The sequence below is a fragment of the Microbulbifer sp. ABM4_008 genome, assembly GCF_056311705.1.
On sequence record NZ_CM149970.1, the window covers coordinates 2607416 to 2624510 of the forward strand.

Consider the following 17095-nt stretch of genomic DNA (forward strand, 5'->3'; position numbering starts at 1 on the left):
TTGCCATTCAATCAAGCTCTCAATCAACGCTATTATCCATTAGCAATCACTTTCTCTATCAATAAGTAGAGGCCTTGACAATGAGTACTTCAGATTCATCGGACAAAAATGGCCCTGTCGAGGCCAACCCATACAAGTGGCCATATAATGGGGATCTCAGGCCAGAAAACACCGCTCTCGTGGTTATTGATATGCAGGTGGACTTTTGCAGCCCCGGCGGCTATGTCGACAAGATGGGATATGACCTGGAGGCAATGCGCAAGCCCATCGAACCCATCCAGCAAGTATTGAATGCGATGCGGGCAGAAAACTATCACATTATGTACACCCGGGAGGGGCATCGCCCCGACCTTTCTGACCTCCCTCCAAACAAACGCTGGCGCTCGCGACAAATTGTTGCCGGTATCGGCGACCCAGGACCATGTGGACGTATTTTAGTCAGAGGGGAACCTGGTTGGGACGTGATCCCTGAACTAGCGCCCAAAGCTGGTGAGGTCATTATTGATAAGCCTGGCAAAGGTACCTTCTTTTCTACAGACTTCGGGCTCATACTCAAGCTTAAAGGGATCGATAACTTGATTCTCGTGGGCGTTACAACCGACGTATGCGTACACACCACCATGAGGGAAGCAAATGATCGAGGATTCGAGTGCCTGCTTCTATCAGACTGCACTGGGGCTACCGACATCGGCAACCATGAGTCGGCTCTCAAGATGATTACTATGCAGGGGGGCGTCTTTGGCGCTCATGCAGATAGTGAGAAACTCCTAAAGGGCTTAGCAGAAGCATCTAAGAACAGGTGAGTACATAAAGTGTGATAGTTAGGGTAGAGCTTGTTACAGAGGTCGCTCTTCCCTAATTATGCTTTAAATCAAGCAGGCTCCTTAACTTTCAGCTCGCCAGCATATGACAAGATGAACCCTACTAGAAACATGTGTACGCTGACACTGAATTGATATTGCCCTTCACTTGCTGTTTCATAAGCCGTGACTTTAGGCCAAAGAAATTTTGGCAGAGGTATACCAAACAACTTTGTTTTCGAAAACTGATATTCGAGGGCTCCGTTGACACTATGAGCGGTAAACTGCATTTCTAGAGGACCGAGCTTTTCTACCAGGTAGTTTTTTTCTGAATAAAATGATGAACTCATCTTGAACCCATCGAAATCTCTCACCCAATCCATCCGATCGGAAAAGTGTCCACAATCTACAACTAACTGCGAACTTGAACTCGCCTTCGGGAATCTAAATATTGAACAAATAGTATTCGCAATAACTCCACCTCGTTTGACTACAACAGAACCCTCATACCTCTTCACCCCAGTGTGTGCAAATTGCAACAGTGGAGATAATTCATTGAATGAGGACCCCATATGAGCAGAAAGTATGTTCAATATTCACTCCTATTCACTTCCTTTACCCGCAGTACCATCTATACAGGTAACTGGCAGGCTGCAAATATTCAACCTGCCAGCGAACTCTCATTCAACTCGATGACTAAATCAAGCTTATTTGCTATTCGCTCTCAGAATAGTGCTCATAGCCCGGTGGGCGTCAACGAACCCAAGCCCGGTGTTGTGATCACCTAACCAACTGCGGCGAGCATTATCTTTCAATGATTTGCTCACTATTTGAGCAGCTTCTACCCTGCTAAGGCCATAATAGTCTGCCATTTCAAGGAGCAATAGACTGACAGCCGCTAGTTGAGGCGCGGCAAAAGAGCTACCAGACTCAAAGTTTTGACTGGAAGCTGAATATACTGCATCGCCGGCAATAGCAAAGCTCTGCCTAATAGCCAAGGGGTTGTAACCCGGAACCGTCGCCGTAAGTGAGATCTCATTTGAGAATGGCTGGAGGTTGATTGCAAAAAACAAATTCTCAGCACCGGCCTGCCCTTCATTCTGAGCAAGGAATGCCCTGATTAAATCCAGGTCATAGGTAAAGAAGCTGCCGAGTGGCGGTAGTTCCAAGCGCTCTCTCACATCGGAGTTGTTATGCTCAAGATCCGTACCTGTATTTCCCAGTGACTTGGTAAAAATCTTACTTTGTAAAATAGCGGAAAGATGCTCTGCAAACTCTGGGTCTAGTTGGTCATTGGTGATATGGAATGCACGGCTCATATTGATCACACTAATGTCATCTCGATACCGCATATAGGCCATTGCATCATTATAAGTTTTGCTCTCAGCACTAACGGGTACAATAGTCGCCTTCGGAGCAATATCCAAAATGATATCAATTACGGTGTTACCATGAAGGAAAGTAATGGGATCACCAAAGGCAACTTCTGCTTCAATATTGGGATACTGTTCGCGCTGCTCTTGTAAGCGTGTCGGATCAAACAAATCAAAGACAGCAATTACCATACCCTCGCCATCAAAGCGTTTAGTCAAAATTTGCTGTTTCAGTTTATAACCGGGTACATGGGGAAGCAGTAACTCATTAATTGCCAATCTGAATAGATTCAGGTCGGCAATAGCGGCATCAAATTCCGGCCTGTATTGCTCCTGGTAATCTTCTGGCTGAAACGTGTACAGAAGCTCAGCTAATACAATAAATTCTGTGATTGACTGGCCCCACTTGTGCATCAGCAATTCTTCAACCATATAGTGGGATTTTGCCATCCCTGAGTATTGATCAAATTCAGCTGCCATATACTCTTCAAGAATTGGAGTTACCGGCTCTTCCCAAGGCCATGGGGTTAGCTCCTTAATTACCCCGAGAGAATCTTTAGCTTGTTCAACATTTGGAGTTTCCGCAAATACACTGAAGCCACTCAGCATTAGTACGACTACTAATATTATCCTATTCAAAACTATTTCCTTGTTGTTTTAAACTATCAACTAGTGATTATTGACTGCAACAGGCCACGGGAAAACTTGCCCCTGACAGGAATCAATTGCAGTTTGGAAATAGGATCACGGAATACCTTGGAACGCAACAAAGCGAACTAGCATTCGAGCTATAAAGCAAAGATCCAGAAAGTCGAATCAAGTTGACGAATTATTCGTACCTTTCAATATGAAAAGAAAACTACGAGTCCTAAAGAAAGAGAGTGGCCTCAACACTGTATCTTACTGAGTGAAGCTGTGCGGGAATCATTACTATGGAAAGTAACACCCCCAGGGGAGCCTTGCTCCTCCTGGGAATGCCTGATAATGCGGATTCAGCTATTATCAGTTTTAAAATTATGAAGCCCCCAACTACTGGCCCATCTCCCGAACCAAGTATCCGGCCCCATCAATATTCTCCATTACCCAGAGAATATAAGCGATATCGACATGAATCGCCCGGGTACTATCAGTGAAGTCCCAATCAGCATTGATGCTATCGTAGGTTCCGTCAAATACGACTCCCACCAACTCACCGCGACCATTCATTGTCGGAGATCCTGAGTTACCGCCCGTAATATCTACGGTACTTAGGAAATTAACCGGTACTGAATCCAGCTGCTTTTCATAGTAACGGCCATAGTTCTTCTTATCGATCGCTTCCATCAAAGCCTTGGGAGCATCAAAGGGGTCTTCGCCGGTATACTTTGCCTTAATACCACGCAATGTTGTAAAAGGTACAAAGCCCTGTTTACCGTCATTACCATCTGCTGCCTCTTTAATTGTTCCAGCTGGTGGCTCATAGCCTTTAACCAGGCCATAAGTCACGCGAAGAGAGCTATTTGCATCCGGGTAGACCGGCTTACCTAGGGAGTGGTAATAATCTATCAGCATCTCCATATACTGTGGGCGCAATTGGGCGAAACGCCCTTTCATGGATTCCTCATGCTCTTCACGGGCAAGCATATCATCGTACATGGCCACTGCCAGCTGGATAAACGGATCCTTGCTCTCTTTGAAATCTTCAGGCTTTTTACCGATCCACGCTTCACGTACCTCGACATCGGAAAGCTCTGTTTCCTTATACATTTTGTCGAGAGTTGCCTCTAGATCAGTATTGCCTTTGCCGATATTCAAGTAACGATCAAAGCTGGCTATACGCTGCTTCTTTGGGAGCGCCTGGTAACGGTCCAGGAAGTAAAGCCAGATCTGCTTGTCGACTGATGGGTGATAGCTTCGCTCTATACGACGCATGCCCTCTTTGAATCGGGTTAGATCCCGTTCCTGATAACCCGGCTTGCGCTCAGCATCCGGTTTTTCGTTCTCTTTGGCCAATCGATACAGTTTGCTCGCGGCACCCAGCATGGCTGAACGATCCATATAATCGATGGCCAGGTCCTGCTCACGGGTTGATTCTTTTTCTACAACCAGCGCCTCGAGATCATCGATCGTCGACTGGTATTTTTTCTCGCGGGCCTTGTCTGAATCCACCCAAGCTTGCAAATCTTTTTCCAGCTTTTCTTTACGCTGCAATAGATCGCTACGCTGGTAACCCTCCATCATGCCGGTAAAGTTTTTAGAGTAATTATTCAAACCTGCCACGAGACTTGCATACTTTAACTCTGCATCTTTATTGTCGGCGGTAGCCGCACCAATCGTTTCTGACCACTCACCCAATACCCGCTGCATGTTTGGGTAATACCAGTTGAAGTTGCTTTCCACTTCCTGGGCAGTGCGATAACGGTTTGTACGCCCCGGATAACCGGCAACCATCACGAAATCACCTTCTTTAGGCCCTTTTGCCGCTACAGGCAAATAGTGCTTGGGCTCGTAAGGGACATTATCTTTGGAATAATCAGCCGGTTTACCATCTTTGCCAACATAGGCGCGGTAGAAAGCGTAATCGCCGGTATGGCGAGGCCACATCCAGTTATCGATATCGCCGCCGAATTTGCCAATCGAAGACGCCGGCGCATGAACCAAACGCACATCGCGGATTTCCAGCTGCTTAACCAGGTAGTAATTCAAACCGCCGTAGTAGCTATAGACCTCACAGCGATGGCCCGGATCTTTCTCACACTCGGAAACCAGCGCTTTCTCTGCTTCTTCGATTGCGGCAAAACGTGCAGCACCATCCATCTCATCAGTCAGGCGCTCATTAACCTTATCCGTCACTTCGTTCATTGCAACGGTGACATAGACACGGGATCCAGGTGCAGCAGGCAACTCTTCCGCTAAATCCCCGGCCAGGAAACCTTCCGCCAGTAAATCCTTGGATTCAGTTGAATTGTATGAAATTGAACCGTAGGCGCAGTGGTGGTTGGTAATCACCAATCCCGTGGGAGAGACAAAGGAAGCGGAACACCCCCCCAGGCTAATCACCGCATTCATAGGGAATTCAGTAAGCTTGGTCATGCTGGCTGGGTCCAGCTCGAGGCCATGACTGCGAAGCTCCTTGGACAATTCAGGCAACTGGTGAGGCTGCCACATCCCCTCGGTCGAAACACTTTCTTTCTCTGCAGCAAGGCTGGAGTAACTGGCTCCAGCGAGTAGTGCAGCAGTTGCAACCCCGTAAACAATAGAATTATTTATTTTCATATTTACTCAGCAATATTTAAATAATAACAGGTGAGCTTTGGATGCTTCCCAACACTAACCCTGTTTTTTGCGGCATAAACACCGAAAATTCACCTACAAACACAGCAAGCTGACAGAGTAACATACCCTCTTCGGCTGTAGACCAACACGAATCTGAGACCTTACTTGAAGCCGGCCAATCATCGCCATTATTTTCCTGGCTCTTCCACCCAATTTGGATAAACCACAAAGATACGATTGATACATTATATCATTTTAGATCCACCAGATCTGAGTAAAATGTAAGTTGCGCCGACAACAAGAAAGATATTTGCGATAAACAGTATGACCCTCAGTGAGATATCGCGAAGTAACTCACTACCCGTAAGCACATACCCGCACACCTCAGAAAGCCTATTCCTGTTACAACATCCACCGTCTCATCCCAACGACCGACATCAGCTCGATCATTTTGACTCCAAAACCCCTCTTCCTCTTCAATACCTGGAGGTTGCCTAATCTCACCAACCTAAATATGATACGTTATATCATCTCCACAACTGAAGATTGAACGCTTTCAGCCGGGAACCTCACTAACACCCTGCTCTCGCTCATTAAGAGCAAAGCAAATAAACAATGCGGAAAACATTTTCGCTAGCCGAATTTACTTAAGAGGAGCATATCTTGAGCCTGATTTACTCTAACGAAAGAAGCCGTGAGCCACTGATTACACAGATAAACAATGCGGAGCTGGTTCCACTTGGAAAAGGAGTATCTGAGGTAAAGGAGCCAAATACCCGCCGGTCCGTGTCTGCAGATACCGGAGAAATTTTGGCAGATATTTTCCAAACTGATATCAACATGGCTATCTGGCAAAGAGAACTGCCCAAAGACATAGCCTATGATTGCCAATCTCTTCTAAATAGCGCTGTGCATCCCAACCGCCGGATTCTGCTTCCCACCACCAAGATTGACCGTCTCGCTGAAGTATTACCGGAGCTTAAGCCCTACCCGCACCTATGTGCTGGTATCCAGCTACTGGCAGATATGTTCAGTTACCTGTTTGAGTTAAGCGGAGTCGGCATTCGCTTAACAACCTTAAGCGGTGCAATGTGCCCCAAATTTCACGTAGACCGAGTGCCTTGCCGATTGATTACAACCTATTTGGGCACCGGGACAGAGTGGCTGACACCAGACTCTATTGACCCTCATACACTCGACTTGAAGGCCAACCAGGAATTTCCTTCAACTTCCATCCATCACTTGGCATGCGGCTCAGTTGCTCTACTCAAAGGTGAACTCTGGGAAGGCAATGAAGGATTCGGCCTAATCCATCGCTCACCCAGTGTCGATCCCGGCCAACTGCGACTACTGCTCACTTTCGATTTCGGGTCCGCCGACGAGTAACTAGCGTGCACTTGGACGTAAAAATCTTATAAGGAATAACTCATGAAACTTACTGCGAACCTTTTCGCACTGATGACCCTATCTAACCTGGCCCATGGGATTTCCGGCCAGGTATTAGATTCTTCTGGAGAGCCCATCTATGGCGCTAGTATTGAAGTCGCGGGAAGTAGACAGCAGGCACAAACAGATGCGCAGGGCCGATTTTCACTTGAGGTGAATACTTCACAGCTCCGCGAGATCCATATCAATGCCCCGGGGCACAGCCATAAGACAGTAATTTTACAAGCTGGTCAGGATGAGCCCCTGAAGGTTACCTTGCAACACACTGTTATCGAACAAATTGACGTAACAGCCACACCATTACATGCTTCCACCATTGAATCAGCACAACCAGTAACAGTGATAGCCGGCGAAGAGCTGCGTCGAAAACAAGCCTCCACTTTGGGAGAAACCCTCAAGAATGAAGTAGGGGTTCATTCCAGCTACTTTGGACCAGTAGCCAGTAGTCCCATCATCCGCGGACTCAACGGCCCCCGCGTTCTGATTACCCAAAATGGGCTCGATAGCGCCGATGCCTCCCGAGTTGGCCCAGACCATGTCGTCGCCACTGAGACCATTACTGCAGAGCAGATAGAAATCCTGCGGGGGCCTGCCACTTTATTTTATGGTTCAGGAGCCATCGGTGGCGTAGTCAATGTGGTAGATGAGCGGATCCCTACCTCTAGTGAAAACAGGACTGCTTATTCGCTGGGAAGCAATACCGTGGCAGATGAGCGCGAAGCCTCGCTGGCTCATACCGGCGGCAATGATCAGCTGGCGTATCACGTGGACAGCTTCTGGCGCAAAAGTGACGACTATGAAATTCCCACCTCAAGCGACTATGGCGAAGAATCCAGTGGGGTATTAGAGAACAGTGACTCAAAAAGCAAAGGGTTCAACATCGGTGGCAACTGGTTTTTAGATAATGGTTCAATCGGCCTTGCCTATGGACGCCTGGAGCGAATTAACGGTATTCCCGGGCACAGCCATTCGCGCGCTGAAGAACATGAGGAACACGAGGAAGATGAGTCAGAGCATCATGACGAGCATGAAGAAGAGTTAGAAGTAGTCTCTGACTTGAAACAGGACCGCTGGCAATTGGCTAGCGAACTGTCACTGGATAACCCATGGTTGAGCGGCCTGGATGCCAGAATTGGCTACACAGACTACGAACATTCTGAGATCGAAAACAACGCTATCGGTACGACATTCAGTAATCAAACACTGCAAGCACGGGTCAACCTGCTGCTGCAAGAGATGGCCGGCTGGCGTGGTGCAATAACCCTGGAAAGCAAAACCACCGATTTTGAAGCAATAGGCGAAGAGGCATTCACTCCGCCGAGCACAACGGAAAGCTCAGCGATTGGGCTAATACAGGAAAAGCACACGGGAGAGTTCCTATGGCAGTTAGGAGCCCGAATCGAAAGAGTCACTATCGAAGCCACCGATGATGACTGGGAGGGGGGAAATCTCGATAAGTTAGCTTTCACACCCTATAGCTTTTCTGCCGGCTTGGTCTGGGACATTGCCGCTAATTACAATGCCGGCATCTCTTTTACCCACGCCCAACGAGCACCCAGTGCCGCTGAACTTTTTTCTTATGGTCCCCATATTGGCACCAGCACCTTCGAAGTCGGCGCACTATTTAGACTGGATGACACAGAAGAGCCCTATTTTTACTACGAGAACAATGTTGAGGAAGAGGTTTCCAACAACATTGACCTCAGTTTTCGCCGGCATTCCGGAAATATCGGCTGGGTGCTGAATCTATTCTACAACCAGGTTGATAATTTCTACTACGAGCGAAATACGGGCTACACCAGCGAAGATATTGAAGAGCATGGTCACGATGAGGAAGAAGAGAGTCACGATCATGGCGAATTACCCGTTTTTGTCTTCGATCAAGCTGATTCGACACTCTACGGGCTAGAAGCTGAATTTGCCTGGCAAATATCCAAGCCACTCACATTAACACTGTGGGGAGACACTGTTCGTGGAAAGTTAGATGACGGAGGTAACCTGCCTCGCATTCCACCTGCACGATTGGGCAGTATGTTAAGTTATAGCTCCAATGGATGGGATGCAGGAATTGAGATTACGCACGCGTTTGAGCAAAACAAAGTATCAGAACTGGAAACCAGCACCGCTGCTTACACACTTTTGAATACTGAGCTTGCATACACTTTTCAAGGAAGCCAACACGACCTCACCGTTTACCTGAAGGCTAACAATCTAACTGACGAGTTAGCTTACGTGCATTCATCCTTCCTAAAGGAACTTGCTCCACTGCCGGGGCGGAACTTTAGTGTTGGATTGCGAGGCATGTTTTAGTCAGGGAAAGGCTTTAGTCAATCAATCAAACCACCAGCAGTAATCATTGCCGGTGGTTTTTCCATTTTATAAATTGCCCTCAATAAGAACTTAGATAAATCCCTGCGTTTTCACAAGAACTTCCCTTAGGGCCCGTAGGCACCAAGAAAATAATTAGGAGTTATTATGACCCAGCCAGTAGTACCAGAGAATTTCAACGCTTGGCTACATTGCATTACGGTAGAGTGCGGCATCGAACTAACACCAGAATTTGTTGATGAGCGCATCAATGCACTGCAGGACAACAAGAATTACCACACCCGTAATTTTATTCTCTTATACGGGCAAGAACACCACAAGAAAGTACTCAGCTGGTTTAAACAAGTACGTGAAGGAATATAACCCCGGAGACAACCAAAAACCACCAAAACCAAAGGACACAATAGCCTCGACTGGCATTATGTGACTCCAGATTAATAGTTTTATAAGGAAATCCAAACACCCTACCCATCGATGCGGATAATTTAAGAAAGATTTACATCTAGCTATTACTCCAAGCTAAAACAACCATAGCGACCTCAACTCAACTGCCTTTACAAGCAACATGAAGCCGTTAATAACATCCAGAAATTGATACCAGAGATCACAGTTACTCAAACTAAAGATCTGAAACGGAAATTACGAAAATGAAACCCCTGATACCAAGTAGGGTTTTACGACTTGCCGCCCACAAAGCGCGGCCATTTAATCAAAAAATATAAAATAAAGAGTCGCATCTAGAGATTGCCATTAGCCGACTAAAACACAGCATTACAAATAGCACTTTTTTCTAACAGTTAGGTCCGCCATTCATTTATCATGGCTTCAATGCGATTCATTTGGTGCATTAACATTTAGAAAACAACTTCTAAGCATAAAAATAAGGAACAAAAATGCCACTAATGACCTTAATCCCTGAGGGGCAAACACCAGGTAGAAGAACGCGTCTGTTAGCTGAGGCGATGGGAAATGCGAAACCCGCTTTCATGAACGGCACTCTGACAGGACCAGAGCTTTCCCTTTATACAAAACTAAGCAGTTTGCAATGCTGGGACGCTGCGCTCTACTGTGCCTGGAGCGCCAAGGGTATAAACTGCCCAAGTGTAACCATGGACAACAAAAACTATAATGTTACTGGTAACAATAACTACAATAGAATTTTTGGAGCCACCCCCAGAACCCGATCAGTTAATACTCTGCACGATTTAATGACCTTGCCGGAGGGCTGCTTCGTTGGTTTTCTATCAAATTTAGGAGTTATGAGACATGTAATGATTCATACCTCAAATGGTCATGGAGCAGGCAATAAAAGTGACTGTGTTTTTACTGATGGAAATACAGGCGGTTGGGAGCTACTAGATATGGCTCATTTTTTTGGTAAAGATAGTAATCATAACGGCAACTCCCATACAACCATGATATATATGCCGGTAACGGGGCAAGTAATTTAACTTTTCTCAAGAGTGGACGTATAGCCTATTGAGCTATTCTGCTTTTGACTGCATCAGTTCAGATTTGATCTGACAGTTACCGGTTTTCAAAAGGTCTTCTGTCAGGTCAACCCTGAACTACAGCTCTTCAGACAAGCACAAAATTAGATGCTATCTGATAAATTTCCAGCTTATAAGGCAAACTCTACCCTACTCCCACCTGGTTTTAAGGTGTAACTTTGGGTTTTCTTACCTCGATTGACATTTATAGTATTCACTTGATCCTGCTCAATTTCCATGAGCATTGATTGCTTAACACTCAATTTTTTGCTGGAAATATCTACCAAAGGTATTTCCTGATATATCCAGATGTCATGAACATCGGACTCCACACCTACCCAATTGAGCTTCAACAACTCACCATTTTCCTGGCTAATCTGGAATCTTGAATTGACATAGCTCTCCATCTGTTTTTGTGCTTCATTCAATTCTTTACTGGCACTTATTGATAAGGCCTTTTCAATATCAGCAACAAAAAAACGATGGGAGACCTCCAGTGTTTGAGTGCGCTCGTTTACGGAGAGGTCGGTCAAACCAAAATGATAGCGATGTGCATTTGCCTGGAGTGTAAATATCGAGGTCGTTACTATCAACAAGAAGGAAAATAAAACTTTCATCAATTACTACCACAACATAATGAATGTTTCAGGTGGATACGTTAAGTAAAGAGCACTAAGTGCAGCTCTCCAGGCCCACTGCCGCAGAGCTGCACTTCTTCCAAGGCTTAATCTTCCTCTTTAAGCTCTACGTCCCAATCCTTCATCAAGTTACGCGGCTTCTCATCCTTAAATAGCTCCAGGCGAGACTTGATAATTCGGCGTGGGTAGAAATTGTTCTCCACATTAACATCTGCTGTTTCCCAGTGGGGGTCGAGCACTACTGACTTGAGTACCTTGCTCTTGTCCCGCACCAGCATTTTGGAAGTTTTCTTAGCATTGCGAGTCCAGATTTCCGCAGGGATACGTAAGTCCTCAATACTTCCATCTTCATATTCCAGGCGCAGGAGTAACGGCATTACCAGGCCGCCAATATTGCTAAAGTCCATTACATAGACATTGCTCTCTACTTTGAGCATGTCCTTTTCCCAGTCCTCAAGCCCTTCAAGTTGGCTTTGGTAGCTATTGCTGTCCGCATTGGAGACATCAAATTCATCGTGCTTGTTGTAGAAGTCTTCCAGCTCCGGCTTACCATCAACGATGCGAGTCAGCTTTCGTTCGCGGTTTTCAATTACAGTGATAGTGTCTGGCTCATTTTCATGCTGGGCCCGTTTCCAGGGACCTTCCACTTCAGGGTTCTTGGTGCCTACTGTGTAATGATGGACCGCATCAAGGCTGATATCGACATTATCGGTAGTATAGAACCAGCCACGCCAGAACCAATCAAGATCCATACCTGATGCATCTTCCATAGTGCGGAAAAAGTCCGCAGGCATAGGGCGTTTGAACTTCCAACGCTGGGCATATTCCCGGAAAGCAAAATCGAACAACTCACGCCCCATAATGGATTCACGCAGGATATTCAGTGCAGCTGCAGGCTTACCGTAGGCATTGTTACCAAGCTGAAGCACAGATTCCGAGTTCGTCATAATCGGAACCTGGTTTTCACTCTTCATATACTCGACAATTTTTCGTGCATCGCCACGGCGGGATGGATACTTCTCTTCCCATTCCTGTTCAGCCAAGAACTGTACGAAGGTATTCAGGCCCTCATCCATCCAGGTCCACTGACGCTCATCAGAGTTGATGATCATAGGGTAATAATTGTGCCCCACCTCATGAATGATCACAGAGATAAGCCCATACTTGGTGCGGCGAGAGTAAGTACGCTTGCTGCGGTCCTCCTCATCAATTTCAGGGCGCGGACCATTGAAGGTGATCATGGGGTATTCCATTCCCCCCACAGGGCCATTGACGGAAATAGAGACCGGATAGGGATAGTCAAAACTGTAGCGGTTATAGATATCTATTGTATGAATAATGGACTCTGTTGAGTACTTGTCCCACAGTGGAGTGCCCTCTTCCGGGTAGAAGGACATAGCCATCGTATCGGTTCCACCCTTCTTGTAACCCTGTGCGTCCCACAGGAATTTACGTGACGAAGCCCAAGAAAAGTCACGTACATTCTCAGCTTCAAATACCCAGGTTTTACGCTTATTTGAACGACTTTTTTCGTTCTCCAGCGCTTCATCCTTAGTGACAATCATCACAGGCTTACTGGCTACTCGAGCCTTTCTCAAACGCTCGCGCTGCATGGAGGTCAATACATCCTTGGGATTTTGAAGAACACCGGTTGCAGCAACGATATGATCTGCTGGCACTTCAATAGCAACGCGATAATCCCCAAACTCCAGCGCAAATTCGCCGCGTCCCAGGAACTGCTTGTTTTGCCACCCGCTAACATCGTTATATGCAGCCATACGAGGGAACCATTGGGCTATCTCGTATAAGTAGTTATCGTCGCGCTCAAAATATTCATAACCGGAACGCCCACCCAGTGCTTTCTGCTCAATAACCTTGTAAGCCCAGTCAATCTGGAAACTCACGCTGGAACCTGAGGCCAGAGGCTGGGGCAAGTCAATTCGCATGCCGGTATCGACAATAGTATGGCGAAGCTCCCTACCCCGAGTGTCAGCCACTTTAGTAATCTGGTATCCGCCTGGGAATTCACCGGATACTACTGCACGACGAAAACTCTTAAATGGAATGGTGTCCGGTTCAATAGCTTCCATATCAACCGGCGTCGCCAAATTACCAGAGGAATTTGGCTTGAAGCGATTTTGATCCAGTTGCACCCACAAGTAACGCAGGGTGTCCGGCGAATTATTGGTGTAAGTGATGGTCTCTGAAGCAGTGATCAGTTGCTTATCATCATCCAATGAAACCTTGATATCGTAGTCCGCCTGCTGCTGCCAATAGGCATGACCAGGGGCTCCCGAAGCTGTGCGATAGCTATTCGGTGTCGGCAGTAGTTCCTCCAGCTGGCGGAACTTATCACCGGTTACATTTAGTGGATCTGCGGCAAAGCTGCCCGAGGTTCCGGACATAGCAAGCCATGCCACAGTTAAGCGGCCGAGTAATTTTATATTCATTGGTTTACTTCAGAGATTTACGTCAGATTAAAACTTTACGGAATACGGCCGCGAAAAAATGACCGAATTTATGCAAAAATTTCTAATAAGCCAGGCCAGATTTGAATACCTGGCCATATAGCTATTTGGATTCGTAAAACACTTTTGTTTCGGTACCCTGGTTATCCGCCAGGGCAGCGATCCAGGAGCTCTCCATTGCATCCCAATCCAAACGCGCTTGGTTAATCGCCTCTACCCGGCTTTCCAATGTGTCATCCAGCTCTAAAACTGTAAGCACTTTGTCAGCCTTATTAAATCCAAATACACCTTGCTCGGTAATAAATACCCCCTTGATTCTCTCAGCGTCAGTGCCACTGAATAGTGAAAAGAGCGCATCATAATCAAATATAAATTCAGGGCTAAAACGCCAGCCACAGCTGTAGTAACCCTCTCCGCTATTCTCTGAGCGGAGATAGCCACACTCCGGCAATAGCTCAATCTCATCCGCCGCCTGAGTTACTGGGTGGTGGTGGTCACTCCCCGACGAGACCTGAAAACTGCAGGGCAGTTGGAGCCAATCCAATTCGATACGCCCCTGCTCCACCACTTGCAGCGGTTTTTCAGCGCTCTCACCTAAGAACGAGAGAAATCGCTGAAGGTTTTGCAAGTCTTCGGGGCCGTAGAGATCAGACTTATTAGCCACTACCAGATCAGCAACTTCTAATTGCTGCCGAAAAGTCTCACTGCGTAAGTAGCGGTCGTCTTCAATACAGCGAGCATCGACCAAAGTTAGCGTACCGCGAAGGTCCAACACACCGCCGCGCACTGCATCAGACAAAGCCGCCAGCACCTCTCTAGGGTGCCCCAGGCCCGTCGGCTCAATTATTAATCGATGGGGCCTGGCCTTAGCCAGTAACTGGTTTAAAGCGACCTGCATCGGCAAACCAGCAGCACAGCACATACAACCGCCAGGTACCTCTCGAATATAAATATTGCCTTCCTGTTCTGGTTCAAAAAGTGCGCCATCAACACCCACTTCTCCAAACTCATTGACCAGAACAGCCCAGCGCTCATCAGCGGGCTTACTTTCCAGGAGATGCCGGATAGCCGTTGTCTTGCCGACGCCCAAAAAACCAGTGATAACGTTGGCAGGTACCCCGCGTATTAACTGACTAGCTGCCACTAAGCTGCATCCCGGCTGCACTCATCACAAACACAATCCAGCTCCAATTGGGATGTCTGGAGATGATATCCAGCACTTTCAACCGTATCCCGCAATGCATCAATGACTTCGGGCCTAATGCCAATTTCCCGCACTTTGCTGCAGCGATTGCAGATTAAAAACTGTGGAGTCTGGTGGCTGTGGTCACAGGCAATATGAGCACAGGCCAGGTACTTGTTTTCTGAATTGAGTTTGTGAACCAGGTTCTCTGCTGCCAGGAAGTCCAGCATTCGATAGACTGACATGGCGGGAATTGAGTCGCCAAAGTCACCATTGTAATGCTCCGCTATTTCATAGGCAGAGAGCGGAGTTTTTGACCGCAACAACACGGTAAGAACGTTCTTACGCTTTTCAGTCAGGCGGGCACCTGAACTGCGACAGGTTTGTTCCGCCACACTCAGGGTCTGTTTGATTTGGGATGCTTTCATAGCCTATTTCATTTGCAATTTGTTGTCTTTACCAGTGAGCAGTTCAGCCCCCTGACGACCGGAGCTGATCCATTGCACTGCAATCCCATGAATACCGGGAAACCTCTCAAACAGGGTAACAATGACACTGTTGAACTCTGCCAGATTATCACACTTGAATTGGTAACTAGCACGGAAACCACTGTGCACTGAGTTGTCACTGGTAACTTCTGCGCTATATGGCGCCTTAACTTCCACACTTAAGGGATGGCACTGGGCACCGACAAACTCCAAAAAATGGTCTGGCTTGGATAGATTAAAAGCAACCTGTTCTAACAGCCGCTCTTGAGCATCGTTACGTGGCGCATGCTCAAATCCCACCAGGTCGACTGTGGGCGACTCCAGCTCGACACTGATTCTGTCTGCTTCGGCCACCAGGTACATCATCGCCTTACCGTGAACATGGCTTCCCACCTCTGCAGCCACCGGGCCAGCCCAAAAAAACACAACGAACAATGCTCCTGCAAGCCTCATGATCTTCACCTATTCGACAAGAGCGTCCCGATAAATCAAGCGCTGATTTACCCAATGGGCAACAATCAATAAGCCTGCACCAAGAACACTGGCAACTAGCTCCCATACCCCCTCGATATATAGCGCACCAACCAATAGCAATGCCCCGGAGAAACCAACAATCATTACCGCGTAGCGCTGATGGCGTCGGCAAGAGGCTGGGAAGCTGGCCAAGGCCAGAATTACCACGGGTACAAGCAACAGCAAGTGGAGAAACTGGTCCTCTTGTAAAGCACCCAGTATCCCCAAACCTCCCAATACCGGTAACAAAGGAGTCAAAAGACAGTGCAGCAAGCAAAGCCCAGAAGCCAAAATTCCTAAAGTATCTCTCACAACAATCCTTTTAATCTACGAGAACCCAAGACAACCACATACACTTCAGCCAACATGATGATATGTTATATCATCAATTTAATATTTCAAGTCAACGTGAGCTATGGAACAGGGGATTCATGGAATGCCAAGAATCAGTGAGCAAGAACTGCTGGGGATGCTCGCCTCAGACTATATGAACGAAAAACAACTATTATTCTTCCAGCATCGTCTAATGGAATTGAAAAGCGACCTAATGGCAGAGGTTGAACAGGGACAGCAGGCTATTGCAACCACGAACCTTGCCTTAGCTGATGACCTGGACCGAGCGGCCGCAGAGCAGGAGAACCAGCAACACCTACGCTTTACCGGCCGCAAGCATCTACTTCTGCGCAAGATCCAGCGGGCATTAGAGAAGATTAAAGATGGCACTTACGGGTACTGTGAGATCAGTGGAGATCAGATCGGCTTGCAGCGACTGCTATTAAGGCCCACTGCAGAACTCTCCTTTGAAGAAAAAAGTCGCCAGGAAATGCTGGAACGCAACTACAGCAAGCAAAGGTAAGCACCATACTCGGCCTCACGCTTTGCTGTGACTAGATATAACACGGTAGCACCTTGAGGAATGGAGGTTTTCATGCTGCCTTAGAGGATAGCCGACAGCCTTCTCAACCAAAGAAGGGCTTTAGTGGTCACTTTAGTTATTCGGCAAAACCCTAGACTCCCAACATAAGTGGCACACGCTAGCCTAGAAGAAGTACAAACCGGCTCAAGTAATTAGTACTCATCTTAGGCGTACGCTGGTTCGAAACACAATACCTC

15 protein-coding genes are annotated in these 17095 nt (G+C 47.1%); 6 read left to right on the forward strand and 9 right to left on the reverse strand.

All coding sequences use genetic code 11. The annotated features are described in order from the left end of the window. Positions 1-80: 80 nt before the first annotated feature. Entirely contained in the window at positions 81-803 is a 723-nt protein-coding gene (biuH, locus tag ACYX4J_RS11190; RefSeq protein ID WP_444897473.1) for a biuret amidohydrolase, read from the forward strand. Between the two features lie 68 nt (positions 804-871). On the opposite strand, the gene ACYX4J_RS11195 is transcribed toward biuH, so the two are convergent. From ACYX4J_RS11195 to ACYX4J_RS11205, 3 genes are all read right to left on the reverse strand, one after another. Beyond that, on the reverse strand, positions 872-1393 hold the full coding sequence (locus ACYX4J_RS11195; RefSeq protein WP_444897474.1) for a DUF4166 domain-containing protein: 522 nt from the start codon (positions 1391-1393) through the stop codon (positions 872-874). Positions 1394-1507: 114 nt separating this feature from the next. Beyond that, positions 1508-2812 (reverse strand): S8/S53 family peptidase, encoded by a 1305-nt coding sequence (locus ACYX4J_RS11200; RefSeq protein ID WP_476176609.1) that lies wholly within the window; start codon positions 2810-2812, stop codon positions 1508-1510. A 390-nt stretch (positions 2813-3202) separates the two neighbouring features. Then, complete coding sequence (locus ACYX4J_RS11205; protein WP_476176610.1) at positions 3203-5428, reverse strand: S46 family peptidase; 2226 nt, start codon at positions 5426-5428, stop codon at positions 3203-3205. Positions 5429-6091: 663 nt separating this feature from the next. On the opposite strand from ACYX4J_RS11205, the gene ACYX4J_RS11210 reads away from it, so the two are divergent. The 4 genes from ACYX4J_RS11210 (at position 6092) to ACYX4J_RS11225 (ending at position 10653) form a co-directional block, all read left to right on the forward strand. Beyond that, positions 6092-6814 (forward strand): DUF1826 domain-containing protein, encoded by a 723-nt coding sequence (locus tag ACYX4J_RS11210; RefSeq protein WP_476176611.1) that lies wholly within the window; start codon positions 6092-6094, stop codon positions 6812-6814. A 42-nt stretch (positions 6815-6856) separates the two neighbouring features. Continuing rightward, positions 6857-9184, forward strand: coding sequence for a TonB-dependent receptor (locus tag ACYX4J_RS11215; protein WP_476176612.1), 2328 nt, complete (start codon positions 6857-6859; stop codon positions 9182-9184). A 165-nt stretch (positions 9185-9349) separates the two neighbouring features. After that, positions 9350-9565 carry a hypothetical protein gene (locus ACYX4J_RS11220; RefSeq protein ID WP_476176613.1) on the forward strand — a complete coding sequence of 72 codons (216 nt, stop codon included), beginning with the start codon at positions 9350-9352 and terminating at the stop codon, positions 9563-9565. Between the two features lie 530 nt (positions 9566-10095). After that, a complete protein-coding gene (locus tag ACYX4J_RS11225; RefSeq protein WP_476176614.1) occupies positions 10096-10653 on the forward strand; it encodes a hypothetical protein in 558 nt (185 codons plus the stop codon). A 170-nt stretch (positions 10654-10823) separates the two neighbouring features. Here ACYX4J_RS11225 and ACYX4J_RS11230 read toward each other — a convergent pair whose 3' ends face one another. From ACYX4J_RS11230 to ACYX4J_RS11255, 6 genes are all read right to left on the reverse strand, one after another. Continuing rightward, entirely contained in the window at positions 10824-11309 is a 486-nt protein-coding gene (locus ACYX4J_RS11230; protein ID WP_444927979.1) for a DUF6702 family protein, read from the reverse strand. A gap of 107 nt (positions 11310-11416) precedes the next feature. After that, a complete protein-coding gene (locus ACYX4J_RS11235) occupies positions 11417-13780 on the reverse strand; it encodes a M1 family metallopeptidase (RefSeq protein ID WP_476176615.1) in 2364 nt (787 codons plus the stop codon). A gap of 121 nt (positions 13781-13901) precedes the next feature. Continuing rightward, the gene (locus ACYX4J_RS11240; RefSeq protein WP_476176616.1) at positions 13902-14942 is read right to left on the reverse strand and encodes a CobW family GTP-binding protein; all 1041 of its coding nucleotides are present in this window, start codon (positions 14940-14942) and stop codon (positions 13902-13904) included. Then, positions 14942-15409, reverse strand: a complete 468-nt coding sequence (locus ACYX4J_RS11245; protein WP_282933007.1) for a Fur family transcriptional regulator — start codon at positions 15407-15409, stop codon at positions 14942-14944. The genes ACYX4J_RS11240 and ACYX4J_RS11245 overlap by 1 nt, the downstream gene beginning before the upstream one ends. 3 nt (positions 15410-15412) lie before the next feature. Next, the gene (locus tag ACYX4J_RS11250) at positions 15413-15922 is read right to left on the reverse strand and encodes a ZrgA family zinc uptake protein (protein ID WP_282933008.1); all 510 of its coding nucleotides are present in this window, start codon (positions 15920-15922) and stop codon (positions 15413-15415) included. A gap of 9 nt (positions 15923-15931) precedes the next feature. Next, complete coding sequence (locus ACYX4J_RS11255; RefSeq protein WP_282933009.1) at positions 15932-16294, reverse strand: MerC family mercury resistance protein; 363 nt, start codon at positions 16292-16294, stop codon at positions 15932-15934. A gap of 124 nt (positions 16295-16418) precedes the next feature. Here ACYX4J_RS11255 and ACYX4J_RS11260 point away from each other — a divergent pair, with 124 nt between their 5' ends. Next, the gene (locus ACYX4J_RS11260; RefSeq protein WP_476176617.1) at positions 16419-16838 is read left to right on the forward strand and encodes a TraR/DksA C4-type zinc finger protein; all 420 of its coding nucleotides are present in this window, start codon (positions 16419-16421) and stop codon (positions 16836-16838) included. Positions 16839-17095: the final 257 nt, after the last annotated feature.